The sequence below is a fragment of the Pseudomonas sp. Pdm06 genome (assembly GCF_014851795.1).
GTDB classification, from domain to species: domain Bacteria; phylum Pseudomonadota; class Gammaproteobacteria; order Pseudomonadales; family Pseudomonadaceae; genus Aquipseudomonas; species Aquipseudomonas fluorescens_AA.
Genome location: NZ_JACVAH010000005.1, coordinates 152604 through 178706 on the forward strand (window position 1 = coordinate 152604; position 26103 = coordinate 178706).

The following is a 26103-nucleotide window of genomic DNA, read 5'->3' on the forward strand; positions in this document are numbered from 1 at the left end:
TTATTCAGCGTCTTCATGGGGCTCCCAATCGCGGGTGCGGCTGACCGCTTTCTGCCAGCCGGCATAGAGTTTTTCTTTCGCCGGCTCGTCCAGTTGCGGTTCGAATTCGCGCTCGATCACCGCTTTGCCGCGCAGTTCTTCCAGGCTGCCCCAGAAGCCGCACGCCAGGCCGGCCAGGTACGCCGCACCCAGGGCTGTGGTTTCACGCATTTTCGGCCGCTCGACCTGGGTGCCGAGGATGTCGGCCTGGAACTGCATCAGGAAGTTGTTCGCCACCGCGCCGCCGTCGACGCGCAGGGCCCTGAGGCGTTCACCCGAGTCCTGTTGCATGGCGTCGAGCACGTCGCGGGTCTGGTAGGCAATCGACTCCAGTGCTGCGCGAATGATGTGATCGACCCGTACGCCGCGGGTCAGGCCAAACAGTGCGCCACGGGCATAGGGGTCCCAGTACGGCGCGCCCAGGCCGGTGAAGGCGGGCACCAGGTACACGCCGTTGCTGTCCTTGACCTTGTTGGCAAAGTATTCGGTATCCAGGGCGTCGTTGATGATCTTCAGTTCATCGCGCAGCCACTGGACGGTGGAGCCGCCGTTGAATACAGCGCCTTCCAGGGCGTAGGCCACTTCGCCACGGGGGCCGCAGGCGATGGTGGTGAGCATGCCGTGATTGGATTTCACGGCCTTTTTCCCGGTGTTCATCAGCAGGAAGCAACCGGTGCCGTAGGTGTTTTTCGCCTGGCCCGGCTCCACGCACATCTGGCCGAACAGGGCGGCCTGCTGGTCGCCGGCGATGCCGCCGATGGCGATACCGCTTTTGGTGCGGCCATAGATTTCCGAGGACGACTTCACTTCGGGGAGCATTTCCCGGGGGATGTCGAGGATCTCGAGCATCTTCGCGTCCCATTCCAGCGAGTGAATGTTGAAGAGCAGGGTGCGCGAGGCGTTGGTGTAGTCGGTGACGTGGACCTTGCCACCGGTGAATTTCCAGATCAGCCAGCTATCGACCGTGCCGAACAGCAGCTCACCGTTGCGCGCACGTTCGCGGCTGCCTTCGACGTTGTCCAGGATCCACTTGAGCTTGGTGCCGGAGAAGTACGGGTCGGTGACCAGGCCGGTGGTCTGGCTGATGTATTGCTCGTGGCCGTCGCGCTTGAGCTGTTGGCAGATCTCGGTACTGCGGCGGCACTGCCAGACGATGGCGTTGTAGATCGGGCGGCCGGTGGTCTTGTCCCAGACCACGGTGGTTTCCCGCTGGTTGGTGATGCCGATGGCAGCCACCTGGTCATGGTGCAGGCCGGCCTGGGCCAGGGCTTCGACCATGACCGCACTCTGGGTGGCGAAGATTTCCATCGGGTCGTGTTCGACCCAGCCGGCCTGCGGGTAGTGCTGGGCGAATTCGCGTTGGGCGGTGCAGACCACATTGGCATCACGGTCGAAGATGATCGCGCGCGAGCTGGTCGTACCCTGGTCGAGGGCAATGATGTAGTTCTTGTTCTGGATATCGGTCATGTCGATTGCCTCGGGTCTTTCATAAAGGGAGACGTAAAAAGAAGCCACGGCGCAGGCTTCGAATGGCAGGGCCTGCGCCGACTGTTTCAGGATGTTCTGGGCTTGCCGTCAATGGCCGGTTCTGCATCCTTTGTAGCTGTTACAGCGCTGGGCAGGTGACGGGCAATCAACCCGCGATAGGCCGCAGCACCGAGGCACGCACCCACGATCGGTGCAAAAATCGGAACCAGGAAGTACGGGATGTCGCGTCCACCCGTGAGGGAAATTTCACCCCAGCCTGCGAAGAAAGTCATCAGTTTAGGACCGAAGTCCCGCGCCGGGTTCATCGCAAAGCCTGTCAGCGGTCCCATGGAGCTGCCGATCACGGCAATCAGCAGGCCGATCAGCAAGGGCGCCAGTGGGCCACGGGGCAAGCCGTTGTTGTCATCGGTCAAGGACATGATCACCCCCATCAGGATGGCGGTGATGATCGCTTCCACGAGGAAGGCTTGGCCAGTGGAGAGTGCCGCGTGCGGGTAGGTGGAGAACACCGAAGCCAGTTCGAGGCTCATTTCGGTGCCGCGAACCATGTGCCGGGACTGTTCGAAATCGAAGAATAGATTGCTGTACAGCGTGTAGACCAGAAGGGCGCCGCAGAAAGCACCGGTCACTTGGGACGCTATATAGAAAGGCAGCTTGCGCTTTTCGAAGTCGGTGAACATGCACAGGGCGATGCTGACGGCGGGGTTGAGGTGGGCGCCGGAAATGCCTGCGCTCAGATAGATCGCCATGCTGACGCCGACGCCCCAGATGAGGCTGATTTCCCACAAGCCGAAGCTCGCACCCGCGACCTTGAGCGCTGCGACGCAGCCGGTGCCGAAAAAAATCAGCAGGCCAGTTCCCAGGAATTCCGCCAGGCATTGGCTGGACAGGGACGGCTGTTGTAAAGCAGTTGTCATTCAAACCTCGGTTTTTTGTTGTTTTGCAGCGCGTTCGGTACAGCACGATTGCGCGATTTCCACCGAGGCAGGATCCCCATCCTGGACTCGGGTTGCTGCTTGAGACATGTAATGTGGCTTTCAGTTTCGAAAAAATATAGACAAGAAACGCTGGTGTCAAAGGTCGAAAGTGAACCACTGGTCACATTTCAACTATTCGCGCTGTGAATGACTCTCCCCTTGGCGATGCGTCACCGATACAGGCAGCGCAGCCGCAAAGCCTTTTCGCAGACGATGGCTTAGAATCCGCTCACTCTTTTTTGATTTCCTTATCAGGAGCAGTCATGACACCCGCGTTGGATCTGCTTAAGAAAGTACGCGCCGAACATCGCATCCACAGTTATGAACACGATCCCAAGGCAGCGTCCTATGGCTTGGAGGCGGCGGAAAAGCTCGGGCTGGATCCGGCGCAGGTGTTCAAGACGTTGTTGGCGGCCAGCGAAAAAGGTGAGCTGTTGGTGGCGGTAGTGCCCGTGGCCGGGAGCCTGGATTTGAAAGGCCTGGCCCACGCCGCCGGCGTGAAGAAGGTCGAGATGGCCGACCCGGCCGCCGCGCAGCGTTCGACCGGTTATTTGCTCGGCGGTATCAGCCCGCTGGGGCAGAAGAAGCGTTTGCGCACGTTTATCGACAATTCCGCACAGCCACTCGCCAGCATGTTCGTCAGTGCGGGGCGGCGTGGGTTGGAAGTCGAGTTGGCGCCTTCGGTATTGAAGGAGCACACCGGGGCGGTGTTTGCTGATATCGGGCGAGCTTGATAGAGCAGGGTGGCCGCTGCGCGCAGCCTGTAGGGTGAAAATTCTGCTGATCTGTCACTGGATAAGCCGTGCCGCTACACCCCATGCTGGCGCATCAGAAAAATAAGGAGAAGTGCCATGCAGCTTGCGTTTCATCAGGTCGATGCGTTCAGTGACCGGCCGTTCGGCGGTAACCCGGCGATGGTCTATCGGCTCGACGGCTGGCTTGCCGACGACCTGATGCAGAAGATCGCCGCCGAGCATAACCTGGCTGAAACCGCGTTCCTGGTGCGTGAAGGTCAGCATTGGCATATCCGCTGGTTCACCCCCACCACCGAAGTCCCGCTGTGTGGCCACGCTACGTTGGCCAGTGCTTATGTGCTGTTCGAGGTCTATCACGAAACCGTCGAGCGCCTGGATTTCATCTGCCGGTCCGGTTCGTTGAGCGTGACGCGCGAGGGTGATCGGCTGTGGTTGGATTTTCCGGCCGTCGTGCCTGCCGAGTTGGGCGTGTCCCTGGCCGTGCAGAGTGCCTTGGGCGTCGAGGCGGTGGATGTGCTGAGTTCCAACGAGTTGTTCGTGGTGCTGGAGTCGGAGCAAGCGGTGCTCGATTGCAAGCCGGACATGGTGGCCCTGGCAAAACTGCCCTGGCCCGGCGCTATCGTCACCGCGCCGGGGAGCAAGCATGATTTTGTCTCGCGCTATTTTGCCCCGGCGATCGGCATCAACGAAGACCCGGTGACCGGCTCGACCCATTGCAGCCTGATTCCCTATTGGTCCAAGCGTCTGGGCAAGCACGGACTGACGGCTTATCAGTGTTCGGCCAGGGGCGGGGCATTGTTTTGCCGGTTGGAGGGGGAGCGGGTGAAGATCGGCGGGAGTGCGACGTTGGTGGCCAGTGGGACGTTGATGCTGCACTCAAACCAATGACATCAAATGTGGGAGCGAGCTTGCTCGCGATAGCGGTGGTTCCGCCTGCATCGATGCTGAATGTGTCCGCTCCCACAATGATTAGCTGGCCGCGCTGTAGCGTCGCACACCGCTGTCCACCGGTGGGATATGTGCCGCGGTGCTGCCTGAGGCCTGGAACAGCACCAGGTGTTCAGCCGCCACGCGGATGCCGACGGCTGCTCCGACCTGATGGTCGGCATGGCTGGGGAAGATCGATTCCAGTTGCGCACCTGTGGGTAATTGCAGGCGATACAAGGTTGAAGCACCCAGGAAGGTCTTGCCAACGATTCTGGCAGTAAGCGGGCTGTCTGGGGCGTAGACGATATCGTCTGGCCGCAGCAGCACGTCCACCGCGCCGCCGATGGGCCAGGTGTAGGCCCGGTTGCCGCGCAGCAGGCCCAGCTCGGTCTGTACCGATTCCGGGCTGTCGAGCTGGCCGCGAATGAAGTAGCCCTGGCCAACGAAACTGGCGACGAATGGCGTCAGTGGTTCGTGATACAGGTTGTAGGGCGTATCCCACTGTTCCAGGCGGCCTTCCCTGAATACGCCGACATGGTCACTCACGGCGAAGGCTTCTTCCTGGTCGTGGGTGACCAGGATCGCGCTGGTGCCGCGGGCCTTGAGAATGTCCCGCACTTCATGGCTGAGCTTGCGGCGCAGCTCGCCATCGAGGTTGGAGAACGGTTCATCGAGCAACAGCAGCTGCGGTTCCGGCGCCAGCGCACGGGCCAGGGCCACGCGCTGCTGTTGTCCGCCGGACAGTTCATGGGGAAAACGGCTGCCCAGGTGTTTCAGGTTGACCAGTTCCAGCAATTCTTCGACGACGCGGTCCTTGTTCGGATGCTTGCGAATGCCAAAGGCAATGTTCTGGGCGACGCTCAGGTGGGGGAACAGGGCGTAGTCCTGGAACACCATGCCGATGCGGCGTTTTTCCGGGGCGAGGGTGAAGCCGGCGCGGGAGATGGTTTCCCCGGCCAACTGGATTTCACCCTCGTGCACCGGTTCGAACCCGGCAATGGCACGTAAGGTCGTGGTCTTGCCGCACCCGGACGAACCGAGCAGGCAACCGATATCACCGGCATTGAGGTGCAGGTTGAGGTTCCGCACGACCCGCTGGTCCTGATAACCGCAGGCCAGGTTGTGCAAGTTCAGCAGCAGGGCGTGGCTCATGCGTGGTGATACGCCGGCTCGACCAGGAACTCGAGCAAGGCCTTTTGCGCATGCAGGCGATTCTCGGCCTGGTCCCAGGCTACCGAACGCGGGTCATCCAGCAGGTCCATGCTGATCTCCTCGCCACGGTGGGCCGGCAGGCAGTGCATGAACAACACGTCGGCATCCGCCAGGTCGAGCAGGGCCCGGTTGACCTGCAGTGGCGCGAACAACTCCAGGCGCCTGGCGGTTTCTTCTTCCTGGCCCATGGAGGTCCAGACGTCGGTGCTCACCAGGTGCGCACCGGCCACGGCCAGTTTCGGGTCACGGACGATGGACACCCGGTCCCCGGCCTTGGCCAGCAACTCGGCATTGGGGTCAAAACCTTCGGGGCAGGCGACGCGCAGTTGGAAGTCGAATTGCATCGCCGCTTCTATATAGCTGTTGCACATGTTGTTGCCATCGCCGATCCAGGCCACGGTCTTGCCCTGGATCGAGCCACGGTGCTCGAGGAAGGTCTGCATGTCGGCCAGCAACTGGCAGGGGTGCAGGTCGTCGGACAGGCCGTTGATCACTGGTACGCGGGAATGGGCCGCGAACTCGGTCAGGGTGCTGTGGGCAAAGGTACGGATCATCACCGCGTCCAGCATGCTCGACATGACGATGGCGCAATCGCCGATGGGTTCGCCACGGCCCAGTTGGGTGTCGCGGGGCGACAGGAAAATCGCCTGGCCGCCCAGTTGGATCATGCCGGCTTCGAAAGAGATGCGGGTGCGGGTCGATGACTTCTCGAAGATCATCCCCAGCACGCGGTTTTTCAAGGGCTCGAACAGTACGCCGCGATTACGCAGGTCCTTGAGCTCCACGCCTCGACGGATCACGCCGAGCAACTCATCGGGCGTGAAATCCATCAGGGAGAGAAAGTGCCTTGCGCTCATGATTGACTACCTTTTTGTAACTGACCGCAGATGCTCAAAGCCTTGTTTAATGAAAAAACGGGCGAGACCTGCGGCAAAAGCCGCACGGGGCGACGAAAATAGGGGAAGGCGCGATATTGACATTAAATGTCGCGTCTTACCAATAGGGCTACGGTTTTTGGGGATTTCAGCGAAGCCATCACGCGAATGCGATGACGTATTTGAGGCCGGTTTCCTGACTGCAGCGGCCCATTTGTACACTGGCGCTGCTCGGCTTGGCAATCAAGCGCGGCCGGGCGCGCCATGGATGGTGGCGGTTTATGCCGTGTCCTTCGACTCTTGCGCCTGCCTGCTGGTGGTTGTGAAACATTTCCTAATGCAAAGGCCTGGGTTATAAATGAGCCTCAGCGGCACAGGAGCCCGAAATGGATTCGAAAGAGCGACAATTGATGGAATTGCTGGGGCTGACCGCACGCTCGCTGACCCACCTGACGGCATCGGTGACGTCCATGTCATTCGAATTGCTGCGCAGCGATGATGAAGTGACCAAGGCCGCCGGCCGCCGGATGATCGATCGCATGGCCACGATCAGCAGCGGCCTCGACGAGCATTGGCGATTGATTGGCGAACTGACCGGTGTGCCCATCGCCCAGGAGGAAGTGGAAACCGTCGAGGAAATCCAACTCCTGGCACCGCCCCCCGAGGGCCCTTGATGGCACTTCATCGGCGGGCCTGATGCCCGGCAATTCACAGGACGAACGTCGCTGGCGCTGCCGGGAAGCACGGGCCATAGTTTTGTTCCCGCGGCCGAAAGTGCCCGCCACGAATAAAACAGAGACTGGCCATGACCAAGACTCTCCACCACCGTGCGTGCCATCTGTGTGAAGCCATCTGCGGCTTGACCCTCGAAACCACCGAAACCGACGGCCAGGGCCTGGCCATCACCTCGATCAAGGGCGATGCGCTGGACACCTTCAGTCGCGGTCACATCTGCCCCAAGGCAGTGGCCCTGCAGGATATCCAGAACGATCCGGACCGCCTGCGCCAACCCATGCAGCGCATCGGCAACGAATGGCACCCCATCGCCTGGGACGATGCTTTCGCGTTGGTGGCCGCGCGCCTGGCGGATATCCAGGCACGCCACGGCCAGAACGCGGTGGCGGTCTACCAGGGCAACCCCAGCGTGCATAACTATGGGCTGATGACCCATAGCAACTACTTCCTGGGCCTGTTGAAGACTCGCAGCCGTTTCTCGGCAACCTCGGTGGACCAACTGCCCCATCACCTGACCAGCCACCTGATGTACGGCCACGGCTTGCTACTGCCGATTCCGGACATCGATCACACCGACTTCATGCTGATCCTGGGCGGCAACCCATTGGCCTCCAACGGCAGCATCATGACCGTGCCGGACGTGGAGAAGCGCCTCAAGGCGATCCAGGCCCGTGGCGGCAAAGTGGTGGTGGTCGATCCGCGCCGCAGCGAAACGGCGGCCATTGCCGACCAGCATGTCTTCGTGCGTCCCGGGGGCGATGCCGCGCTGCTGTTTGGCTTGCTCAATACTCTATTCAGCGAGGGCCTGACCCGTGACAGCCACCTGCCGGTGGACGGTCTGGACGAGGTGCGCGCGGCCGTTGCTGCTTTCACGGCTGAAGCGATGAGCCCGCTCTGTGCGGTGCCAGCAGCGCAGATCCGGCAATTGGCCCGGGACTTCGCCGCGGCCCCTTCAGCGGTGTGCTACGGGCGGATGGGGGTGTCGACCCAGGCGTTCGGTACGCTGTGCCACTGGCTGATCCAGGTGATCAACCTGGTGACCGGCAATCTGGATCGGGTGGGCGGTGCGCTGTGTACCGAGCCGGCGGTGGACCTGGTGGCGACCACTTCGGGCGGGCATTTCAATCGTTGGCAGAGCCGGGTCTCCGGGCGTCCCGAGTACGCAGGGGAGCTGCCGGTGTCGGCCCTGGCCGAGGAGATGCTGACCGAGGGCGAAGGCCAGATTCGGGCGCTGGTCACCGTGGCCGGCAACCCGGTGCTGTCTACACCCAACGGGCGGCAGTTGGAGCAGGCCCTGGATGGGCTGGAGTTCATGGTCAGTGTCGATCTGTACATCAACGAAACCACCCGTTACGCCGACCTGATCCTGCCCTCGACCTCGGCCCTGGAAAACGATCATTACGACACCACCTTCAACCTGTTCGCGGTGCGCAACGTGACCCGCTTCAACCGGGCGATCCTGCCCAAGCCCGAGGGGGCGCTGCACGACTGGGAGATCTTTGTCGGCCTGGCCAAGGCCTTCGCTGCCCACACCGGCAAAGAGCTCAAGCCGACCATGCCGCCGGCGCAGATGATCGATCTTGGCCTGCGCAGCGGAGCGTATGGCGATGCCTCGCCGCACAAACTGTCTCTGGCGACCTTGTTCGACCATCCCCATGGCATCGACCTCGGCGCACTCAAGCCCAACCTGGCCCCACGCTTGAAAACCGAAAACCAACGGGTGCAGGCCGCGCCGGCGGTGATTCTCGCCGACCTTGCGCGCTTTGCCGCGTTGCAGGCGCCTGAACCGGATGAGTTGCTGATGATTGGCCGCCGTCATGTGCGCAGCAACAACTCCTGGATGCATAACTTCCATCGACTGGTGAAGGGCAAGCCGCGTCATCAATTGCTGATGCACCCGGATGACCTCGCCTCCCGCGGCCTTGCCGACGGGCAGCGCGTGACGGTCAGCTCGCGGGTGGGGGTCATCGAAGTCGAGGTACTGGGCAGCCTGGACATGATGAAAGGCGTGGTCAGCCTGCCCCACGGCTGGGGCCATGCCCGGCCGGGCGTGCAGATGACCATTGCCAGTGGGCAGCCGGGATCCAGCGCCAATGACCTGACCGATGATTGCCAGCTCGATGAGTTGTCCGGCAACGCGGCGCTCAACGGTGTACCGGTGAAGGTGGCGGCTGCGTAAAATTGTCTCTGAGCAGCACGTTCTGCTTTCCGTTACAATGCGCCACCGTGTCGACAACTGACGTCGCAAAGTTTAAGCCGAGGTGCTCCGTGGATATCATCGAAACGATTAAAGACCAGATTGCCAACAACACCATCCTGCTTTACATGAAAGGCTCGCCGAACGCGCCACAGTGCGGTTTCTCGGCCAAGGCTGCTCAGGCTGTGATGGCGTGTGGCGAGAAGTTTGCCTACGTGGACATCCTGCAAAACCCGGAAATCCGCGCCAACCTGCCCAAGTACGCCAACTGGCCAACCTTCCCGCAATTGTGGGTGGGCGGTGAGCTGGTCGGTGGTAGCGACATCATGACCGAGATGGCCGCCGACGGTTCTTTGCAGGCCACGATCAAGGCAGCGGTAGAAAAAGCGTCCGCGAACAAGACCGAAGCCTGATCCATGGAAGCCTGTTCACCACGCCGGTTGTGGTGAACGGGAAACCTTGTGGGAGCGAGCTTGCTCGCGATAGCGGTGTGTCAGTCAGCATTTTTATATCTGATCCACCGCCATCGCGAGCAAGCTCGCTCCCACAGTGGTTTTGAGTAGGGCCTGGGAGATCCAGGCAATAAAAAGCCCCGCCTCTCGAAAGAGGGCGGGGCTTTTTAGTGGCTGTCTGCCGGGGAAGGTTACTCTTCGCCCATCTGCGATTGCAGGTAGTTCTCCAGACCGACTTTGTCGATCAGGCCCAGTTGGGTTTCCAGCCAGTCGATGTGCTCTTCCTCGGATTCGAGGATGTCTTCCAGCAGTTCACGGCTACCGAAGTCGCCAACGCTTTCGCAATGGGCGATGGCGGCCTTCAGGTCGGCGTGGCCGGTGCGCTCGATGCGCAGGTCGCACTCGAGCATTTCCCGGGTGTGTTCGCCGATGTGCAGCTTGCCCAGGTCCTGGACGTTCGGCAGGCCTTCGAGGAACAGGATGCGCTTGATCAGCTTGTCCGCGTGCTTCATCTCGTCGATGGACTCGTGGTACTCGTGCTTGCCCAGCTTGTTCAGGCCCCAATCCTCGTACATGCGCGCATGCAGGAAGTATTGGTTGATCGCGACCAGCTCATTGGCAAGGATCTTGTTGAGATGCTGGATGACTGTAATGTCGCCTTTCATGATGAGGCCTGCCCTGTAATAGCTGTGTATAGGGCAGAGTTTGAGCCGCGTATTTATCAGTGTCAAACCTAAGTTATTGAATAATAAATGAAAATTAATCGGAATAAGAATGTTTGTGTTCCGCGTCTGGACGCTAAGCATTTGATTTACAGGCATAAAAAAACCGGACATCGAGTCCGGTTCCTTGAAAAGCTGTCTTTACGCGGCAGTAAATTCTACCGGGTAGGGGATCGAGGCCTGTGCCGTTTGCACCTTGGCGAGGGTTTCACGCACCACTTCCTTGGCGAGGCAGGCACATTTGCCGCATTGGCTGGCTACGCCGGTGGCCTGGCGGACTTCGCGATAGCTGCAGCAACCTTCATAGATCGCTTCGCGGATTTGTCCGTCGGTGACGCCAGTGCAGAGGCATACATACATAAGTGAGAACCGTCGCTGGTTGTGACTCAATTGAGACGGATCTTAATGTTAACGAGAATGATTGTCAAAGTGGTTTCTCAAGGTCTTGCGCCAAAGCGATGCCAGGCTGACGAACGGTTTTTTCCTTGGGCAACGAAGGCGGCACGCAGCGGGGCGGCGATTTTTCGATACCACCGAAAAACCGTTGAAGACAGTCCAAATGCGCGGTGTATGATGGTCGGCCCTTGCAAGCGGGTTCGTGTCACAGGGCTGTCGCCTGAGGGTGGCAGGCTGGCCCGGACTTTGTTTTCACGCTAATTACATCAGGAGATATCCAATGAGCGTACTCGTAGGCAAACAAGCCCCTGACTTCACCGTGCCAGCCGTGCTTGGCAACGGCGAAATCGTCGACAGCTTCACCCTGTCCTCGGCCATCAAAGGCAAATACGGCCTGGTGTTCTTCTATCCGCTGGACTTCACCTTCGTCTGCCCATCCGAGCTGATCGCACTGGATCACCGCATGGACGACTTCAAGGCCCGTAACGTTGAAGTGGTCGCTGTTTCGATCGACTCGCACTTCACTCACAACGCCTGGCGCAACACCCCGATCAACAATGGCGGTATCGGTCAGGTGAAATACACCATGGCTGCCGACATGAAGCACGAAATCGCCAAGGCCTACGACGTTGAGTCCGAAGGCGGCGTGGCCTTCCGTGGTGCCTTCCTGATCGACGACAAGGGCGTTGTCCGTTCGCAGATCATCAACGACCTGCCGCTGGGCCGTAACATGGAAGAGTTGATCCGTCTGGTCGACGCGCTGCAATTCCACGAAGAGCACGGCGAAGTCTGCCCGGCCAACTGGAAAAAAGGCGACAAGGGCATGACCGCATCGCCTGAAGGCGTTGCCGCTTACCTGGGCGAGCACAGCGACAAGCTGTAAGCGCCTCCAGGCATAAAAAAACCGGCCTCGATGGGCCGGTTTTTTTATGGGTGTTCCAAAGCAGAACACAGTCCTGTGGCGAGGGGATTTATCTGTGGGAGCAAGGCTTGCCCGCGATGGCAGCGATGCGGTCTTCCAAAAACCGAGGCGCCTGTGTCGCGAGCAAGCTTTGCTCCCACAGAGTGGCGCTGCTCTTTAGTCGTCGAAATCCTGCCAGCCGCCCATCTCTTTCCACCGGTTGACGATGCCGCAGAACAGCTCGGCGGTCTTCTCGGTGTCGTAGCGGGCCGAGTGCGCCTCACGGCCATCGAAATCGATGTCGGCTGCCTGGCACGCCTTGGCCAGGACGGTCTGGCCATACGCCAGGCCAGCCAGGGTCGCGGTGTCGAAGCTGGAGAACGGGTGGAACGGGTTGCGCTTCATGTCCAGGCGCGCGACGGCGGCGTTGAGAAAGCCCAGGTCGAAGCTGCTGTTGTGGCCGACCAGGATCGCGCGCTTGCAACCGTTGGCCTTGAGCGCCTTGCGCACACCACGGAAGATGTCGGTCAGGGCCGTTTCTTCGCTGACCGCCATGCGCAACGGGTGATCGAGCTTGATCCCGGTGAACTCCAAAGCCGCCGCTTCGACGTTGGCGCCCTCGAACGGTTCGACACGGAAGAAATAGGTGTGGTCAGGGAACACAAAGCCTTTTTCGTCCATGCCGATGGTGGTCGCGGCGATTTCCAGCAAGGCGTCGGTGGCGGAATTGAAACCACCGGTTTCTACATCGACGACGACCGGCAGATAACCACGGAACCGCGCGGCCATGGGGTGACGGGCGCCGCCCGAACCACCGTTGCCGTCCAGTTCGTCGTCGAAATGATCTTCACTCACGCGTTTTCCTCCAGCAGGCGCCAGCGCAGTTTTTCACCGGCGCGCAGCGGGATGACAGTCTGCTCGCCGAAGGGCAGGCTGACAGGGGCGGTCCATTCGTCACGGACCAGGGTAATACGGTCGGTGTTCACCGGCAGGCCATAGAAGCGCGGGCCATGCAGGCTGGCGAAGCCTTCGAGTTTTTCCAGCGCATTGCGCTGTTCGAACGCCTCGGCGTACATCTCGATGGCGGCATAGGCGGTGTAGCAACCGGCGCAACCGCAGGCTGCTTCCTTGGCGTGACGGGCGTGGGGCGCCGAGTCGGTGCCGAGGAAAAACTTGGCGCTGCCGCTGGTAGCGGCGTCCAGCAAGGCTTCCTGGTGGGTATTGCGCTTGAGGATCGGCAGGCAATAGAAGTGCGGCCGGATCCCGCCCACCAGCATGTGGTTGCGGTTGTACAGCAGGTGGTGGGCGGTAATGGTCGCGCCGACGTTGGCCGGGGCCTCGTTGACGAACTGCACGGCATCGCCGGTGGTGATGTGTTCGAACACTACCTTGAGGGTCGGGAAACGCTCCACGACGCGGCGCATGTGTTCGTCGATGAAGATTTTCTCGCGGTCGAACACATCGACGTCGCCCCGGGTAACCTCACCATGGATCAACAACGGCATGCCGACTTCGGCCATGGCCTCCAGCGCCGGGAAGATCTTGTCGATGCTGGTGACACCGGAATCGGAGTTGGTCGTCGCGCCGGCGGGATACAGCTTGGCGGCATGGACAAAACCGCTGGCCTTGGCGTCGCGAATCTCTTCGGGCTGGGTGCGGTCGGTGAGGTAAAGCACCATCAGCGGTTCGAAGCGGCTGCCAGCCGGGCGCGCGGCGAGGATACGCTGGCGATAGCCATCGGCCTCGGCGGCGTCGCGCACGGGCGGAACCAGGTTAGGCATGATGATTGCGCGCCCGAAGGTGCGCGCGACATCGGCGACGGTATGGGTCAACACAGCACCATCGCGAAGATGAATATGCCAGTCGTCGGGACGCAGCAGGGTCAGGCGGTCGGACATTGGGGGGCTTCCAGGCGGGTCAAACTCTGGGGAATGCTACCGGAAAAGACCGATTCAGGCACCCGCTATCAAGTTCTGCCACAACTTACCGATAGCTCCTACAGGTGTGCCACGAATCCGTGCAGTGCCCCGGACAGGCGTCATGCCCTCAAGCATGCGTCGATCTTTGTATAAAAGTCAGTGGAGCCTCCCGTGCGCCAGCGTTATCTAGCCTTGCTCAGTGTGTTTGCCAGCCTTCCCGCCATGGCGCTCACTTTCCAGACCCGTCTGGAGAGCATTGAGTGGACGGTCGAAGGCGACAAGTTCGAGTGCCGGCTGAGCCAGCCGATCACCGATTTCGGCACTGGCGAGTTCGTGCGCCGGGCGGGCGAACAGGCCACGTTCCGCCTCAAGAGCTATAACCCGATGCTGGGCGGCGGTTCGGCCACCTTGCTGGCAGCCGCCGCACCGTGGCAACCGGGGCGCGGCGATATCAACCTCGGTTCGGTCAGGATCGGCAGTGGCGACGTGCTGTTCAACAGCTCCCAGGTCCAGGCCGGCCGCTTGATCAGTGGGCTGATGGAAGGTCGCAGCCCCGTCGTGCGCCGCAACACCGAGGACGGGCGGGTTTCGGAAGTGCGCTTGCTGCCGGTGCGGTTCAACAAGGCCTTCAATGACTACCAGGGCTGCGTGGCGAAACTGTTGCCGAAGAATTTCGAGCAGGTGAAACAGACCCAGATCGGCTTCCCCGGCGAAGAAGTCGAACTCGATGCCCATGCCAAGGCTCAGTTGCAGGTGATGCTCGACTTCATCAAGGCCGATCCGAGCGTCAATCATGTCGAGCTTGACGGTCACTCCGACAACAGCGGCAATCGCCTGACCAACCGCGAGCTGTCGCGCCGCCGGGCCCTGGCGGTCCAGGATTTCTTCAAGGCCAATGGTTTCCAGGAGTCGCAGATTACCCTGCGCTTCCACGGCGAGCGTTATCCCCTGGTGCCCAACACCAACGCCGCCAACCGGGCGAAGAACCGTCGGGTGGTCGTGCGCCTCGAGCGCGTGGCGGCTAGCGAAGCACCGGCACCCCAGCCTCCCGCCGCGCTGCCTGCACCTGCTGCGCCTCCTGCCAAAGCGCCGGCGCCAACCGCTGCGCCCACCGCTGCACCGGCCAAGACACCGGCACCCACGCCCGTCGGGGCGACCGCGCGGACCTCCTGATTCGATTTTGACCGTCGCGCGTTCGACATAATCTGTCGCTTCGTCGTCATAAGCTGTCGCGCCCCTGTAAATTATCCGCGCTGGACGTTAGACTTCACGGCTTTCCGTAGAACCCGTGGAGTGATGGCATGGCGGACGTAAACAAGGTCGTTCTGGCGTATTCCGGCGGCCTGGACACTTCGGTGATCCTCAAGTGGCTGCAGGACACTTATAACTGCGAAGTGGTGACCTTCACCGCTGACCTGGGGCAGGGCGAGGAAGTCGAGCCTGCACGCGCCAAGGCCCAGGCCATGGGCGTCAAAGAGATCTACATCGATGACCTGCGCGAAGAGTTCGTCCGCGACTTCGTGTTCCCGATGTTCCGCGCCAACACCGTTTACGAAGGCGAGTACCTGCTGGGTACGTCCATCGCCCGTCCGTTGATTGCCAAGCGCCTGATCGAAATCGCCAACGAAACCGGCGCCGATGCCATTTCCCACGGCGCTACCGGCAAAGGCAACGACCAGGTGCGTTTCGAGCTGGGCGCCTATGCCCTCAAGCCGGGCGTGAAAGTCATCGCCCCGTGGCGTGAATGGGACTTGCTGTCCCGTGAAAAACTGATGGACTACGCCGAGAAGCACGCGATTCCAATCGAGCGTCACGGCAAGAAGAAATCCCCGTACTCGATGGACGCCAACCTGCTGCACATCTCCTATGAAGGCGGCGTGCTGGAAGACACCTGGACCGAGCACGAAGAAGACATGTGGCGCTGGACCGTCTCCCCGGAGAAGGCCCCGGATACTCCGCAATACCTGGAGCTGACCTATCGCAATGGCGATATCGTCGCCCTGGACGGCGTGGAAATGAGCCCGGCCACCGTGCTGGCGACCCTGAACCGCATCGGCGGCGAACACGGCATCGGTCGTCTGGACATCGTCGAGAACCGCTATGTCGGCATGAAGTCCCGCGGCTGCTACGAAACCCCGGGCGGCACCATCATGCTGCGCGCTCACCGGGCGATCGAATCGATCACCCTGGACCGCGAAGTGGCTCACCTCAAGGACGAGCTGATGCCCAAGTACGCCAGCCTGATCTACACCGGCTACTGGTGGAGCCCTGAGCGTCTGATGCTGCAGCAGATGATCGACGCCTCCCAGGCTCATGTGAATGGCGTGGTACGCCTGAAGCTGTACAAGGGCAACGTGATCGTCACCGGGCGTAAGTCCGACGAGTCGCTGTTCGACGCCAACATCGCGACCTTCGAAGAAGACGGCGGTGCCTACAACCAGGCCGACGCGGCCGGCTTCATCAAGCTCAACGCCCTGCGCATGCGCATCGCGGCGAACAAGGGTCGCAAGCTGTTCTGAGCCTGGCGATATAAAAAACGGCCTGCCTTGAGCAGGCCGTTTTTTTTGCCCTCTGTTTTGCATGGGCAGCCTATTGTCTGCAGCACTGTCTCCTGATGGCTCATCCATCCTGCCCGTGGGTTGCAAGGTCTGCGTGGTGGTAAATGACGTACACGACGATGCCGGCGTGCTTCAAATGCTCAGGTCGGCAAGTTTCGCTCAGGCGGCGGGATTGGCGGCATAGGATGCAAAAGGTGTCCGGCGGTTCATACCTGGGGCGATGAAGACCTATCAGTCGCCGCCGTTGGTCCTTGCCCGCCCGACGTAGCATTCGTTTGCGCCGACAGGTCGCGTCATCCATGGTCTTTATGAAGTGTTTGCTCTTGCGGAAATCCGAAGGTGAATACAAGGAACGATAATTGAAGTTGAGGGTGATGAAAAAAAGCAGCAATAAATAAAAGGGAAAGCTGATCAGGAACCAGAGGTAATACTCACGGTCCTGGTCATCCAGAAAAGGCAGGGAAATAGCCGCGGACGTTTCGGATAAAGTTGCGAATATGGCGATAAGGGTCATGGGGTTGGTGATGGTCTTCAAAGGTTTGTTCATGGTTAATGCTCATGGAATATTCATGCTCGTGAGTGGTTTGGAAAAAATAATATCGGTGGCTAATAAGGTGTCGCTAAAACAATCAGGACTGTCGATGTTTTATATCGGGTGCCTGAACGTCTCTTATATAGGAATTTCCGCTGCTGAAGTGAGGGGTGCCAGTTTTAACAGTAAATAATTCAGTTACTCTTTATGAGTAAAGTGCTTTCCAATGACCGGCCCGCAAGCAGGTAGGGCGGCGAAAGAGCGCATTATTCATAGGGGTAACGGATGCTCAAGGGCGCTCGGTCCTTCTCTGTAAAAAATTGAGGACACATTTTTCCCGGCGGGATTTGTAGGAGTTTTCTGTATAGCTTGTAGGATCTGTCTCTCGGTGCGAGCGGTCAGGGGGGGGCGGCATGCCAAGGTAGAAATGACTAGGCTATTGTGCGTGCTCTAAAAATTCGAACAGCGAAGTTGGATTTGCCCATGAATAAAGTGCTGATCGTGGATGATCATCCCGTCATTCGTCTTGCTGTACGTTTGCTGATGGAGCGTCATGGTTATGAGGTCGTTGCCGAAACCGACAACGGCGTCGATGCGTTACAACTTGCTCGTGAACTTATGCCCGATATCGTCATTCTCGATATCGGTATTCCGAAACTGGACGGGTTGGAGGTCATTGCCCGTTTGACGGCCATACCTTCGTCAATGAAGGTATTGGTACTGACTTCCCAGGCGCCTGGGCATTTTTCAATGCGTTGCATGCAGACCGGGGCGGCCGGGTATGTCTGCAAGCAACAGGACCTTACTGAATTATTAAGTGCAATCAAGGCAGTACTGTCCGGCTACAGTTACTTTCCCAACCAGGCATTGCATACGGTGCGCTCGAGCCTGGGTAATGCCAGTGAGTCCGATATGGTCGATCGGTTGTCGGGGCGGGAGATGATGGTCTTGCAGCAACTGGCGCGCGGCAAGACCAACAAGGAAATCGCCGATGGAATGTTCTTGAGCAACAAGACCGTCAGTACTTACAAGACTCGTCTGTTATTGAAGCTCAATGCCCGTTCGCTGGTCGACCTGATCGAACTGGCGCAGCGCAATGGGTTGGTGTGAGGCTGCTGTCACGCGTACTCAGTAAAAAGCCTCCATCAGGGAGGCTTTTACGTGTCAGAGGTCAAAGTCGTAATCGGCCAGTTGCTTCTGTAAACGACGTTCTTCCAGCAGGTTATCGATGGTGCGGCGCTTGCTCAGGTTGGTTTTCGCTACTTCCGGCACGACCGCAGGTTCACCGTCGTCGGCCTCAGCGGCGATGAATTCGTCTTCTACATCCAGTTGTTCTTTGCCAGCACTCATGGGTTCGACTCCAGGCTAAGACTGCCATTGGCGCTCCTTATATCGATAAACCACGGGCGGGTAAAAAAGATTTTTTCAATCGATAGATCGATAAAAGCAATAGCGCCTCAATCGTCCGAGGTCTTGTGCTTGTATTCGCATAAATCTTCGATTCGGCAGCTGCCGCAGCGGGGCTTGCGCGCCAGGCAGACGTAGCGTCCATGGAGGATGAGCCAGTGATGGGAGTCCAGCAGGTATTCCTTGGGGACAAACTTCATCAGCTTCTTCTCCACCTCCACCACGTTTTTGCCGGGGGCCAGCCCGGTACGGTTGCTGACGCGGAAAATGTGGGTGTCGACCGCCATGGTCAACTGCCGGAAAGCGGTATTGAGCACGACGTTGGCGGTTTTGCGGCCGACGCCTGGAAGGGCTTCCAGCGCTTCACGGGTCTGCGGGATTTCACTGCCGTGGCGTTCGATCAGCAGGCGGCAGGTTTCGATCACGTTTTTGGCCTTGCTGTTGAACAGGCCGATGGTCTTGATGTACTCGGACAACCCTTCGACGCCCAGGGCGTAGATCGCCTCCGGGGTGTTGGCGACCGGGAACAATTTAGCCGTGGCCTTGTTGACGCCGACGTCGGTGGACTGGGCCGACAGGATGACCGCGATCAGCAATTCGAACGGCGAGGAATAGGCCAGTTCGGTTTTCGGTTCCGGGTTGTCCTCGTGAAAGCGACGGAATATTTCCAGGCGTTTTGCGGCGTTCATGGGCGCGGCGTTTCCTCGGTGGTTGAAGGGGGTTTGGCTGCCGTCCAGGCCTGTCGGGCCGCCAGTAGCAGGCCGAGCAGAATGAACCCGCCCGGGGCGAGCAAGGCCAGGGGGAGGCCGCTGCCGATCAGCTCACGCAGGGTGCCCAGGCTGACCATCAAGAGACCGAACACCCCAGCCAGCCTGAGGCGTCCAGGCAAGCGAGACTCAACGAAGAAACCCGCATGCTCCAGCGCCACGCAGCTCAAGGCGATCCAGCCCAGGTAAAGGCCCAGCGGTCGATACAGTTCCAATGCCCAGGCCTGGACGACAAAACCTATGCAGGTGGTCAGGGTAGCGGCCAGCACGATGGCGGCGAGCAGTTGTTGCGCGGTTGTCAGGCGTTGTCGGACACACCCCATCGCCAAGCCCTGGCAGAAGAACATCAAGGCCCAGGCCAGCCATAGCACCAGTGCGGCCATCAGCGAATCGCTGGCGCCCACCAGTGGGACGAGCAGCAGGCCGTGTGTCAGGCCCCATGGCTTATTCATTGGCAGGCACTCCCAACTGAGCCTTGTGCTCGTCGAAGTAACGCAACGCGTCGTGAACCGCTTGGAGCACCGCCCGGGATGTCACCGTTGCGCCGGCCAGTTGATCGAACTGTCCCTGGTCCTTCTTCAGGGCCCAGCCGCTGTCGTCAGGCGCCTGGCGTGATTTGCCGATGAAGATCTGCATCCAGGTGTTCGGCCAGCCGGCAATCGCCGCGCCCAACCCGGGTGTTTCGGCTTGGCGCAGCGTCTTGACGCCCAGCAGCCGGCCCTGTGGATCGATGGCGACCAGCAATTCGATGCTGCCTTCATAGCCCGGCGCCTGGCTACGCAGCAACACGGCGCTGGGCTGGCCATTGCGGGTCGCCAGATAACCGCCCAGCAGCGTGCTATGGGCCAAGGTCACCGAGGCGGTGAAAACGGGGTGCGCCAATGGTTGATTGTCGTAGAGGCCGGTGGGTAGCACCTCAAGCAAGGTCCTGTTCGCCAGCGCTTGCCGCTGGTTCTCGATGCGCCCAGCGGTGCCGAGGTGTGTGAGGTAAGTGGCACTGCTACCGAGGCCGATCAAGAGGATCAGGATTGCCACGCCGCCGGGATTCTTCATGTCAGTGGCCGCCGTTGTCGCGCCTCGGCAAACCGATCCAGTGCCGGCACGCCGAGGTTCATCAGCAACACCGCGAACGCCACGCCATCCGGGTAGCCGCCCCAGGTGCGGATCAGGTAGACCAGCAGCCCCATGCCCGCGCCAAACAGCAGGCGGGCGAGAGGGGCCTTGGCGCCCGAGACCGGTTCGGTCGCGATAAAAAACGCGCCGAGCATGGTTGCGCCGCTGAACAGATGAAACAGCGGGGAACCATGGGAGTCGGACCCCGACCCGTTCCAGCACAGCAGGCTGACGATAAACAGGCTCCCCAGCAGGCCCACTGGCGCATGCCAGCTGAACACCCGTTGCTGCAACAGAAATAGACCGCCCGCCAGGAAGGCCAGATTGACCCATTCGGCACCGCGGCCACCGAAACGCCCGAACGCCGGATCGTTGGCGAACAGTTCATCGATGGTCAGGCTCGTGTTGGTCCGCAGGCTGTCCAGCGCGGTGGCCCCGGCCCAGGCGTCGGGCGTCGGATGAGTGCCGAACACCTGTTGCAAGCCTTCAAGCAGGCCCAAACCGTGGGGCGCGGGACTCATATGGGCGGGAAACGCCACCAGGACCAGGGCATACCCGAGCATCGCTGGGTTGAACGGGTTGCTACCGACGCCGCCCCACAGGTGCTTGCCGAACAGCAAGGCGCAGGCGGCCGCGGTGACGGTCAGCCACCAGGGGCAATACGCCGGCAAGGCCAGGGCCAACAGCGTGGCACTGACCAGCGCGCTGCCATCGTTCAGTTCGGGTTTGAGCGGCCGGCGGCGCAAACGCAGCACCAACGCTTCGACCGCCAGCGCGGTGAGGCCGGACAACAGCAGGTTGAGCGCCACGCCCCAGCCCTGGAACCACAGCAACGCCAGCACACCGGGCAGTGTCGCCAGCAACACCCGTGTCATCGCTGGCCGCAACCGCTCGTCCACGGGCTCAGGAAGCTGCATGGACGTCCACCTGGCGTTCGGCATCCTTCACCGCTTGCTCCAACACCTGCAGTTGTTCATCCGATGCCGCTGCCGTACGGGCTTTGCTGAGTTCGGCGCGGCGCATCGCCAGTTGGATCTTGGCCCGCTTCAGTTCGGCGCTTTGTGCCGGAGCCGGGGCTGGCGTGATCGCGGGTGCGGCGTTTTCCAGTTGGCTCAGGGCCTGCTCGGCCGCTTCGAACTGGCGTTGCAGCAGGATCAGTTGCGACTGCTGCTCGAAGGTTGGCGGATGGCCGAACGCTTTCAAGGATTTGTTCAACTGCGCCCGGCTCATGGCCAGGTCAACCTTGGCTTTTTTCAAGGCGGCATCGGCGGTGGCGGCTTTTTGCGCGCGCACGCGTTCCAGTGCGGCTTGTACGGGATCGAGCGGTTGCTGCTGTTCCTTGGCCTGTGCCGCGCGCTGGGTACGGGCCAAGCGCTCCGCCTGGCGCTGTTCTTCTTCGCGGTGCAGGCGCGCATTGCGTTGTTCGAAGCGGCGCCGGGCGTGGTTGCGCTTGGCCGTTCGCGCCTGTTGCTCGGCGGCGCTGAAGGCCAGGCCGCCGACAATCGGCAACACGCTTGCCGTTGGCAGGGGCCGCATTTCGATGCAGTCGACCGGGCAGGGCGCCACGCACAGGTCGCAGCCGGTGCATTCGTCGATGAGGACGGTGTGCATCAGCTTGGCCGCGCCGACAATCGCGTCCACCGGACAGGCCTGGATGCACTTGGTGCAGCCGATGCATTCGGCTTCGCGGATAAAGGCGATTTGCGCCGGAGCCACGCCGCGGCTGGCATCCAGTTCCAGCACCGGTATTTTCATCAGCTCGGCCAGGGCCGCGATGGTTTCGCGCCCGCCGGGCGGGCATTTGTTGATCGGCTCGCCCTGGGCGATGCCTTCGGCGTAGGGCTTGCACCCGGGGTGGCCGCACTTGCCGCATTGGGTCTGCGGCAACAGCGCGTCGATACGTTGAATCAGGCTCATGTTTTGACCAGCCCGCGCAATCCGAGAAAGGCCACCGCCATCAGTCCGGCGCTGATCAACTGAATCGGCAGGCCCCGAAAGGGCAAGGGAATAGCGTGATTGAAGGTGCGCTGGCGCAGATCGTCGAACAGGCCCAGCACCAGCCAGAAGCCCAGCCCGGCACCCAGGCTCAAGGCGACGGCGTGGCCCAGGCCCCGGTCATCCTGGCTGTTGAGCAGCGTGACGCCCAGGATGCCGGCATTGCCGAGCAGCAGCGGCCATAACCCTTCGAATGACCATGATGGCAGCCAGCGCGTCAGCAGGCGCAGCAAGGGCCCGATCAGCAGCACGCTCAAGGACAGCCAGACCAACAGGCGCAGGAATGTCAGATTGGTTGGCACGAGCACCCCATGATCGACCAGATAACCCAGGGTGCCGACGATCAGCATCAGGCACGCCGTTGCCAGGCCCAGCGCGTGCACCTGCCTTCTGCCGTTGGCCGCCAGCAGCGGATCGACGCCCAGCGGCCAATGCAACACCAGGTTGTTGATCAGGGCAGCGCTGAACAGCGTGAGGACGATTTCGGTCATGGGCGTGTGGGCGACAAAAGGGCCTGTTACAAGATTAGGCATTATCCGGCACGCCGGGAGCGCGGGCCAGATATGAAAATCCCACAGCCACCTGCAAGGCGACTGTGGGATCGGTGCAGCGCGCGGTCGTGTTACTTGATCCGCTGGCCCGGCTTGGCGCCGCTGTCAGGGCTCAACAGGTAGATTTCCTCGCCACCGGGGCCTGCCGCCATCACCATGCCTTCGGAGATGCCGAAGCGCATTTTGCGCGGCTTGAGGTTGGCGATCATCATCGTCAACCGACCTTCGAGCTTGGCGGGGTCCGGGTAGGCACTCTTGATGCCGGAGAACACGTTGCGTTGCTCATCGCCGATGTCCAGGGTCAGGCGCAGCAGCTTGTCGGCCCCTTCGACGGCCTCGGCCTTGAGGATCAGCGCCACGCGCAGGTCAACGGCGGCGAAAGCGTCGAAGTCGATTTCCGGCGACAACGGATCCTTGGTCAACTCACCGTTGCCGGTCGGGCCGCCGGTGTCGGTCTGGCTGGCGGCCAGGTCTTCCTTGGAGGCGTCGATCATGGCTTGGACCTTGGTGGCATCGATACGGGTCATCAACGGCTTGAATGCGTTCAGTTGATGGTTGCTCAGCAGTGTCTGGTGGTCGTTCCAGGTCAGCGGCGCGACGTTCAGGAACGCTTCGGCATCAGCGGCCAGCAACGGCAGCACCGGCTTGAGGAAGATCACCAACTGGCGGAACAGGTTGATGCCCAAGGCGCAGATGGCCTGGACTTCGTCCTGCTTGCCTTCCTGCTTGGCCAGCGACCACGGGGCCTTGTCGGCGATCCAGGCATTGGCGCGGTCGGCCAGGGCCATGATTTCGCGCATGGCGCGGGCAAAGTCGCGGCTCTCGTAGGCGTCGGCGATGCTGGGTGCCGCCGCCAGGAAAGCGTCGGTCAGTTCCGGCGCGGCGTTACCGGCGACCAGGACCCCGGCGTTGCCCTTGTGGATGAACCCGGCGCAACGGCTGGCAATGTTGACGACCTTGCCCACCAGGTCGGAGTTGACCTTCTGCACGAAGTCTTCGAGGTTCAGGTCGAGGTCGTCGACGCCGCGGCCGAGCTTGGCCGCGTAGTAGTAGCGCAGGTATTCCGGCGACAGGTGGTCCAGGTAGGTCCGGGCCTTGATGAAGGTGCCGCGGGACTTGGACATCTTCTGGCCATTGACGGTCAGGTAGCCGTGGACGTTGATGCCGGTCGGCTTGCGGAAACCGGCGCCTTCGAGCATGGCGGGCCAGAACAGCGCGTGGAAGTTGACGATGTCCTTGCCGATGAAGTGATACACCTCGGCTGTGGAGTCCTTGCCCCAGAACGCGTCGAAGTCCAGCTCAGGCGTGCGGTCGCAAAGGTTCTTGAAGCTCGCCATGTAGCCGATGGGCGCATCCAGCCACACGTAGAAATACTTGCCGGGCTCGCCGGGGATTTCGAAGCCGAAGTACGGCGCATCGCGGGAGATGTCCCACTCTTGCAGGCCGGAGTCGAGCCATTCGGCGAGCTTGTTGGCCACCGCGTCGTGCAACGTGCCGCTGCGGGTCCAGGTTTGCAGCATCTCCTGGAAATCCGGCAGCTTGAAGAAAAAGTGCTGGGAGTCCCTGAGCACCGGGGTGGCGCCGGAAATCGCCGATTTCGGGTCTTTCAGGTCGGTCGGTGCGTAGGTGGCGCCGCATTTTTCGCAGTTGTCGCCGTACTGGTCTTCGGTGCCGCATTTCGGGCAGGTGCCCTTGATGAAGCGGTCGGCCAGGAACATGTTCTTTTCCGGGTCGAAATACTGGGTGACCGAACGGGTGGCGATGTGCCCGGCGTCACGCAGCTTCAGGTAGATCTGGCTCGACAGCTCACGGTTTTCTTCGGCGTGAGTGGAGTGGAAGTTGTCGAAGTCCACCAGGAACTCGGCAAAGTCGGCGCTGTGTTCGGCCTGGACGTTGGCGATCAGTTGTTCCGGGGTGATGCCTTCCTTTTCCGCGCGCAGCATGATGGCCGAACCGTGGGCGTCGTCGGCGCAGACATAGATGCACTGGTTGCCGCGATGTTTCTGGAAGCGCGTCCACATATCGGTCTGGATGTATTCCAGCATATGGCCGAGGTGAATCGAACCATTGGCATAGGGCAGGGCGCTGGTGACGAGAATCTTGCGTGGCTCGGACATGGGGCTCGGCTACTTGATGAAACGGAGGTCGGCCACTATAAAGCGCTGGCGGCTTTTTTTCACCCTGTGAGCCTGTTTCCGGATGCTGGCGGGACTTCTGTGGCGAGGGAGCTTGCTCCCGCTGGGGGGCGAAGCCGCCCGCAACCGCTCAACCCGACCTCTCATGGCCTCATTGCGACTGCTGCTCAGTCGAGCGGGAGCAAGCTCCCTCGCCACACAAGCAGGCTCGGCGTAGGATAGCGGCCTGTTTTTCAAGTCTTGCTATCGGAGTTGCCCATGAGCGCCGTCAACCGCGCAGCGGTGGAAACCGTCCTTCGCCAGTACACCGACCCCTACCTGAACCAGGACCCGGTCAGCGCCGGATGCGTGCGCGCCATCGACATCCAGGGTGATCGCGTCAGCGTCCAGCTGGAAATCGGCTACGCCGCCGACCTGTTCAAGAGCGGCTGGGCGCAGATGCTGCAAATGGCGATCGAAGGCCTCGACGGCGTGACAGCCGCGACAGTCCAGGTCACCAGCGTGATCGCTGCGCATAAGGCCCAGGCGCAGGTACCGGGGCTGGCCAATGTCAAGAACGTGATCGCCGTGGCCTCCGGCAAGGGCGGCGTGGGCAAGTCCACCACCGCCGCCAACCTGGCCCTGGCCCTGGCACGTGAAGGGGCGAAGGTCGGGATTCTCGACGCGGACATCTACGGTCCGAGCCAGGGCATCATGTTCGGGATCGCCGAGGGCACCCGGCCCCAGATCAAGGACCAGAAGTGGTTCGTGCCGCTGCAATCCCATGGGGTGGAGGTCATGTCCATGGCCTTCCTGACCGACGACAACACGCCGATGGTCTGGCGCGGACCGATGGTTTCCGGGGCCTTGCTGCAACTGGTCACGCAAACCGCGTGGGGCGACCTGGATTACCTGGTGATCGACATGCCGCCGGGCACCGGCGATATCCAGCTGACCCTGGCGCAGAAAGTCCCGGTGGCCGGTGCGGTGATCGTCACCACCCCCCAGGACCTTGCCCTGCTGGACGCGCGCAAGGGCGTGGAGATGTTCCGCAAGGTGAACATCCCTGTGCTGGGCGTGGTAGAGAACATGGCCGTGCACATCTGCTCCAATTGCGGACATGCCGAGCATCTGTTCGGCGAAGGTGGCGGGGAAAAGCTGGCGACCCAATACGGCGTCGAATTGCTGGCTTCGCTGCCGCTGTCGATGGTGATCCGCGAACAGGCCGACGGCGGCAAACCGACGGTCATCGCCGAACCGGACAGCCAGATCGCCATGGTCTATCAGGAACTGGCCCGCCACGTGGGCGCGCGGATCGTGTTGCAGGAGGCTGCTTCACCGGCGATGCCGAACATCACCGTCAGCGACGATTGATCGACTGAACTGCAATCTTATGTGGGAGCAAGCCTGTGGGAGCACAGCTTGCTCGCGATGACGGCGTCACCTACAACACATCTGTTGGCCTTAGAAT

General features: G+C 61.1%; 26 protein-coding genes and 1 pseudogene. 10 read left to right on the plus strand and 17 right to left on the minus strand.

What is annotated here, in order from left to right:
* Nucleotides 1-1506: a glycerol kinase GlpK gene (glpK, locus tag IB266_RS10675; protein WP_192261166.1), complete on the minus strand. Its 1506-nt coding sequence runs from the start codon at nt 1504-1506 to the stop codon at nt 1-3.
* A gap of 86 nt (nt 1507-1592) precedes the next feature.
* Complete coding sequence (locus IB266_RS10680; protein WP_060740932.1) at nt 1593-2444, minus strand: MIP/aquaporin family protein; 852 nt, start codon at nt 2442-2444, stop codon at nt 1593-1595.
* A 323-nt stretch (nt 2445-2767) separates the two neighbouring features.
* Between IB266_RS10680 and ybaK the strand changes: the two genes are divergently transcribed.
* Together ybaK and IB266_RS10690 are read left to right on the plus strand one after the other, a co-directional pair.
* A complete protein-coding gene (ybaK, locus tag IB266_RS10685) occupies nt 2768-3238 on the plus strand; it encodes a Cys-tRNA(Pro) deacylase (protein ID WP_092201538.1) in 471 nt (156 codons plus the stop codon).
* Between the two features lie 117 nt (nt 3239-3355).
* Complete coding sequence (locus tag IB266_RS10690) at nt 3356-4147, plus strand: PhzF family phenazine biosynthesis protein (protein WP_192261167.1); 792 nt, start codon at nt 3356-3358, stop codon at nt 4145-4147.
* 81 nt (nt 4148-4228) lie between these two features.
* On the opposite strand, the gene IB266_RS10695 is transcribed toward IB266_RS10690, so the two are convergent.
* Both IB266_RS10695 and argF read right to left on the minus strand, forming a co-directional pair.
* Entirely contained in the window at nt 4229-5338 is a 1110-nt protein-coding gene (locus tag IB266_RS10695) for an ABC transporter ATP-binding protein (RefSeq protein ID WP_192261168.1), read from the minus strand.
* Nucleotides 5335-6255 (minus strand): ornithine carbamoyltransferase, encoded by a 921-nt coding sequence (gene argF / locus IB266_RS10700; RefSeq protein ID WP_060740936.1) that lies wholly within the window; start codon nt 6253-6255, stop codon nt 5335-5337. The genes IB266_RS10695 and argF overlap by 4 nt, the downstream gene beginning before the upstream one ends.
* Nucleotides 6256-6659: 404 nt before the next feature.
* On the opposite strand from argF, the gene IB266_RS10705 reads away from it, so the two are divergent.
* The 3 genes from IB266_RS10705 to grxD all read left to right on the plus strand — a co-directional run bounded on the left by IB266_RS10705 (nt 6660) and on the right by grxD (nt 9618).
* A complete protein-coding gene (locus tag IB266_RS10705) occupies nt 6660-6947 on the plus strand; it encodes a hypothetical protein (protein WP_060740937.1) in 288 nt (95 codons plus the stop codon).
* Nucleotides 6948-7078: 131 nt separating this feature from the next.
* Nucleotides 7079-9187 carry a molybdopterin oxidoreductase family protein gene (locus IB266_RS10710; protein ID WP_192261169.1) on the plus strand — a complete coding sequence of 703 codons (2109 nt, stop codon included), beginning with the start codon at nt 7079-7081 and terminating at the stop codon, nt 9185-9187.
* 89 nt (nt 9188-9276) lie between these two features.
* Entirely contained in the window at nt 9277-9618 is a 342-nt protein-coding gene (gene grxD / locus IB266_RS10715) for a Grx4 family monothiol glutaredoxin (RefSeq protein ID WP_060740939.1), read from the plus strand.
* 230 nt (nt 9619-9848) lie between these two features.
* Here the strand turns inward: grxD and bfr are convergent, their stop codons facing one another.
* Nucleotides 9849-10322: a bacterioferritin gene (gene bfr, locus IB266_RS10720; RefSeq protein WP_003178701.1), complete on the minus strand. Its 474-nt coding sequence runs from the start codon at nt 10320-10322 to the stop codon at nt 9849-9851.
* Nucleotides 10323-10520: 198 nt separating this feature from the next.
* Nucleotides 10521-10739 (minus strand): bacterioferritin-associated ferredoxin, encoded by a 219-nt coding sequence (locus IB266_RS10725; RefSeq protein ID WP_003178704.1) that lies wholly within the window; start codon nt 10737-10739, stop codon nt 10521-10523.
* A gap of 316 nt (nt 10740-11055) precedes the next feature.
* On the opposite strand from IB266_RS10725, the gene IB266_RS10730 reads away from it, so the two are divergent.
* The gene (locus IB266_RS10730; protein ID WP_003204949.1) at nt 11056-11658 is read left to right on the plus strand and encodes a peroxiredoxin; all 603 of its coding nucleotides are present in this window, start codon (nt 11056-11058) and stop codon (nt 11656-11658) included.
* 195 nt (nt 11659-11853) lie between these two features.
* Here the strand turns inward: IB266_RS10730 and rnt are convergent, their stop codons facing one another.
* Complete coding sequence (gene rnt / locus IB266_RS10735) at nt 11854-12531, minus strand: ribonuclease T (RefSeq protein ID WP_003204947.1); 678 nt, start codon at nt 12529-12531, stop codon at nt 11854-11856.
* A complete protein-coding gene (gene pyrC / locus IB266_RS10740; RefSeq protein WP_192261170.1) occupies nt 12528-13574 on the minus strand; it encodes a dihydroorotase in 1047 nt (348 codons plus the stop codon). The genes rnt and pyrC overlap by 4 nt, the downstream gene beginning before the upstream one ends.
* A 192-nt stretch (nt 13575-13766) precedes the next feature.
* Between pyrC and IB266_RS10745 the strand changes: the two genes are divergently transcribed.
* Together IB266_RS10745 and IB266_RS10750 are read left to right on the plus strand one after the other, a co-directional pair.
* A complete protein-coding gene (locus IB266_RS10745; protein WP_192261171.1) occupies nt 13767-14768 on the plus strand; it encodes a flagellar protein MotY in 1002 nt (333 codons plus the stop codon).
* Between the two features lie 128 nt (nt 14769-14896).
* A complete protein-coding gene (locus IB266_RS10750; protein WP_003204943.1) occupies nt 14897-16114 on the plus strand; it encodes an argininosuccinate synthase in 1218 nt (405 codons plus the stop codon).
* Between the two features lie 328 nt (nt 16115-16442).
* Here the strand turns inward: IB266_RS10750 and IB266_RS10755 are convergent.
* A pseudogene (locus tag IB266_RS10755) lies at nt 16443-16700 on the minus strand (hypothetical protein); the annotation flags it as partial.
* A gap of 468 nt (nt 16701-17168) precedes the next feature.
* Between IB266_RS10755 and IB266_RS10760 the strand changes: the two are divergent.
* Complete coding sequence (locus IB266_RS10760; RefSeq protein WP_053124532.1) at nt 17169-17795, plus strand: response regulator transcription factor; 627 nt, start codon at nt 17169-17171, stop codon at nt 17793-17795.
* A gap of 54 nt (nt 17796-17849) precedes the next feature.
* On the opposite strand, the gene IB266_RS10765 is transcribed toward IB266_RS10760, so the two are convergent.
* The 8 genes from IB266_RS10765 to metG form a co-directional block, all read right to left on the minus strand.
* Complete coding sequence (locus IB266_RS10765; RefSeq protein ID WP_060740943.1) at nt 17850-18035, minus strand: PA3496 family putative envelope integrity protein; 186 nt, start codon at nt 18033-18035, stop codon at nt 17850-17852.
* Nucleotides 18036-18142: 107 nt separating this feature from the next.
* Entirely contained in the window at nt 18143-18781 is a 639-nt protein-coding gene (nth, locus tag IB266_RS10770; RefSeq protein WP_053124528.1) for an endonuclease III, read from the minus strand.
* On the minus strand, nt 18778-19311 hold the full coding sequence (locus IB266_RS10775; RefSeq protein ID WP_192261172.1) for an Rnf-Nqr domain containing protein: 534 nt from the start codon (nt 19309-19311) through the stop codon (nt 18778-18780). Before IB266_RS10775 ends, nth begins: the two co-directional genes overlap by 4 nt.
* Nucleotides 19304-19912 carry an RnfABCDGE type electron transport complex subunit G gene (locus IB266_RS10780; protein ID WP_192261173.1) on the minus strand — a complete coding sequence of 203 codons (609 nt, stop codon included), beginning with the start codon at nt 19910-19912 and terminating at the stop codon, nt 19304-19306. Before IB266_RS10780 ends, IB266_RS10775 begins: the two co-directional genes overlap by 8 nt.
* Complete coding sequence (locus IB266_RS10785) at nt 19909-20889, minus strand: RnfABCDGE type electron transport complex subunit D (RefSeq protein WP_192261174.1); 981 nt, start codon at nt 20887-20889, stop codon at nt 19909-19911. Before IB266_RS10785 ends, IB266_RS10780 begins: the two co-directional genes overlap by 4 nt.
* Nucleotides 20876-21889 carry an electron transport complex subunit RsxB gene (rsxB, locus tag IB266_RS10790; RefSeq protein ID WP_192261175.1) on the minus strand — a complete coding sequence of 338 codons (1014 nt, stop codon included), beginning with the start codon at nt 21887-21889 and terminating at the stop codon, nt 20876-20878. The genes IB266_RS10785 and rsxB overlap by 14 nt, the downstream gene beginning before the upstream one ends.
* Nucleotides 21886-22458 carry an Rnf-Nqr domain containing protein gene (locus IB266_RS10795; protein ID WP_192261176.1) on the minus strand — a complete coding sequence of 191 codons (573 nt, stop codon included), beginning with the start codon at nt 22456-22458 and terminating at the stop codon, nt 21886-21888. The genes rsxB and IB266_RS10795 overlap by 4 nt, the downstream gene beginning before the upstream one ends.
* 131 nt (nt 22459-22589) lie before the next feature.
* The gene (gene metG / locus IB266_RS10800) at nt 22590-24635 is read right to left on the minus strand and encodes a methionine--tRNA ligase (protein WP_192261177.1); all 2046 of its coding nucleotides are present in this window, start codon (nt 24633-24635) and stop codon (nt 22590-22592) included.
* A 276-nt stretch (nt 24636-24911) separates the two neighbouring features.
* On the opposite strand from metG, the gene apbC reads away from it, so the two are divergent.
* The gene (apbC, locus tag IB266_RS10805) at nt 24912-26006 is read left to right on the plus strand and encodes an iron-sulfur cluster carrier protein ApbC (RefSeq protein WP_060740951.1); all 1095 of its coding nucleotides are present in this window, start codon (nt 24912-24914) and stop codon (nt 26004-26006) included.
* The last annotated feature ends 97 nt before the right edge of the window (nt 26007-26103 follow it).

Coding starts and splice junctions, on each gene's coding strand:
- rsxB (WP_192261175.1), bottom strand. CDS start 21,889: ATGAGCCTGATTCAACGTATCGACGCGCTGTTGCCGCAGACCCAATGC.
- IB266_RS10680 (WP_060740932.1), bottom strand. CDS start 2,444: ATGACAACTGCTTTACAACAGCCGTCCCTGTCCAGCCAATGCCTGGCG.
- IB266_RS10780 (WP_192261173.1), bottom strand. CDS start 19,912: ATGAAGAATCCCGGCGGCGTGGCAATCCTGATCCTCTTGATCGGCCTC.
- argF (WP_060740936.1), bottom strand. CDS start 6,255: ATGAGCGCAAGGCACTTTCTCTCCCTGATGGATTTCACGCCCGATGAG.
- IB266_RS10690 (WP_192261167.1), top strand. CDS start 3,356: ATGCAGCTTGCGTTTCATCAGGTCGATGCGTTCAGTGACCGGCCGTTC.
- IB266_RS10705 (WP_060740937.1), top strand. CDS start 6,660: ATGGATTCGAAAGAGCGACAATTGATGGAATTGCTGGGGCTGACCGCA.
- IB266_RS10760 (WP_053124532.1), top strand. CDS start 17,169: ATGAATAAAGTGCTGATCGTGGATGATCATCCCGTCATTCGTCTTGCT.
- IB266_RS10775 (WP_192261172.1), bottom strand. CDS start 19,311: ATGAATAAGCCATGGGGCCTGACACACGGCCTGCTGCTCGTCCCACTG.
- IB266_RS10725 (WP_003178704.1), bottom strand. CDS start 10,739: ATGTATGTATGCCTCTGCACTGGCGTCACCGACGGACAAATCCGCGAA.
- apbC (WP_060740951.1), top strand. CDS start 24,912: ATGAGCGCCGTCAACCGCGCAGCGGTGGAAACCGTCCTTCGCCAGTAC.
- IB266_RS10795 (WP_192261176.1), bottom strand. CDS start 22,458: ATGACCGAAATCGTCCTCACGCTGTTCAGCGCTGCCCTGATCAACAAC.
- IB266_RS10730 (WP_003204949.1), top strand. CDS start 11,056: ATGAGCGTACTCGTAGGCAAACAAGCCCCTGACTTCACCGTGCCAGCC.
- IB266_RS10710 (WP_192261169.1), top strand. CDS start 7,079: ATGACCAAGACTCTCCACCACCGTGCGTGCCATCTGTGTGAAGCCATC.
- metG (WP_192261177.1), bottom strand. CDS start 24,635: ATGTCCGAGCCACGCAAGATTCTCGTCACCAGCGCCCTGCCCTATGCC.
- ybaK (WP_092201538.1), top strand. CDS start 2,768: ATGACACCCGCGTTGGATCTGCTTAAGAAAGTACGCGCCGAACATCGC.
- nth (WP_053124528.1), bottom strand. CDS start 18,781: ATGAACGCCGCAAAACGCCTGGAAATATTCCGTCGCTTTCACGAGGAC.
- IB266_RS10765 (WP_060740943.1), bottom strand. CDS start 18,035: ATGAGTGCTGGCAAAGAACAACTGGATGTAGAAGACGAATTCATCGCC.
- glpK (WP_192261166.1), bottom strand. CDS start 1,506: ATGACCGATATCCAGAACAAGAACTACATCATTGCCCTCGACCAGGGT.
- IB266_RS10785 (WP_192261174.1), bottom strand. CDS start 20,889: ATGCAGCTTCCTGAGCCCGTGGACGAGCGGTTGCGGCCAGCGATGACA.
- pyrC (WP_192261170.1), bottom strand. CDS start 13,574: ATGTCCGACCGCCTGACCCTGCTGCGTCCCGACGACTGGCATATTCAT.
- IB266_RS10695 (WP_192261168.1), bottom strand. CDS start 5,338: ATGAGCCACGCCCTGCTGCTGAACTTGCACAACCTGGCCTGCGGTTAT.
- IB266_RS10750 (WP_003204943.1), top strand. CDS start 14,897: ATGGCGGACGTAAACAAGGTCGTTCTGGCGTATTCCGGCGGCCTGGAC.
- bfr (WP_003178701.1), bottom strand. CDS start 10,322: ATGAAAGGCGACATTACAGTCATCCAGCATCTCAACAAGATCCTTGCC.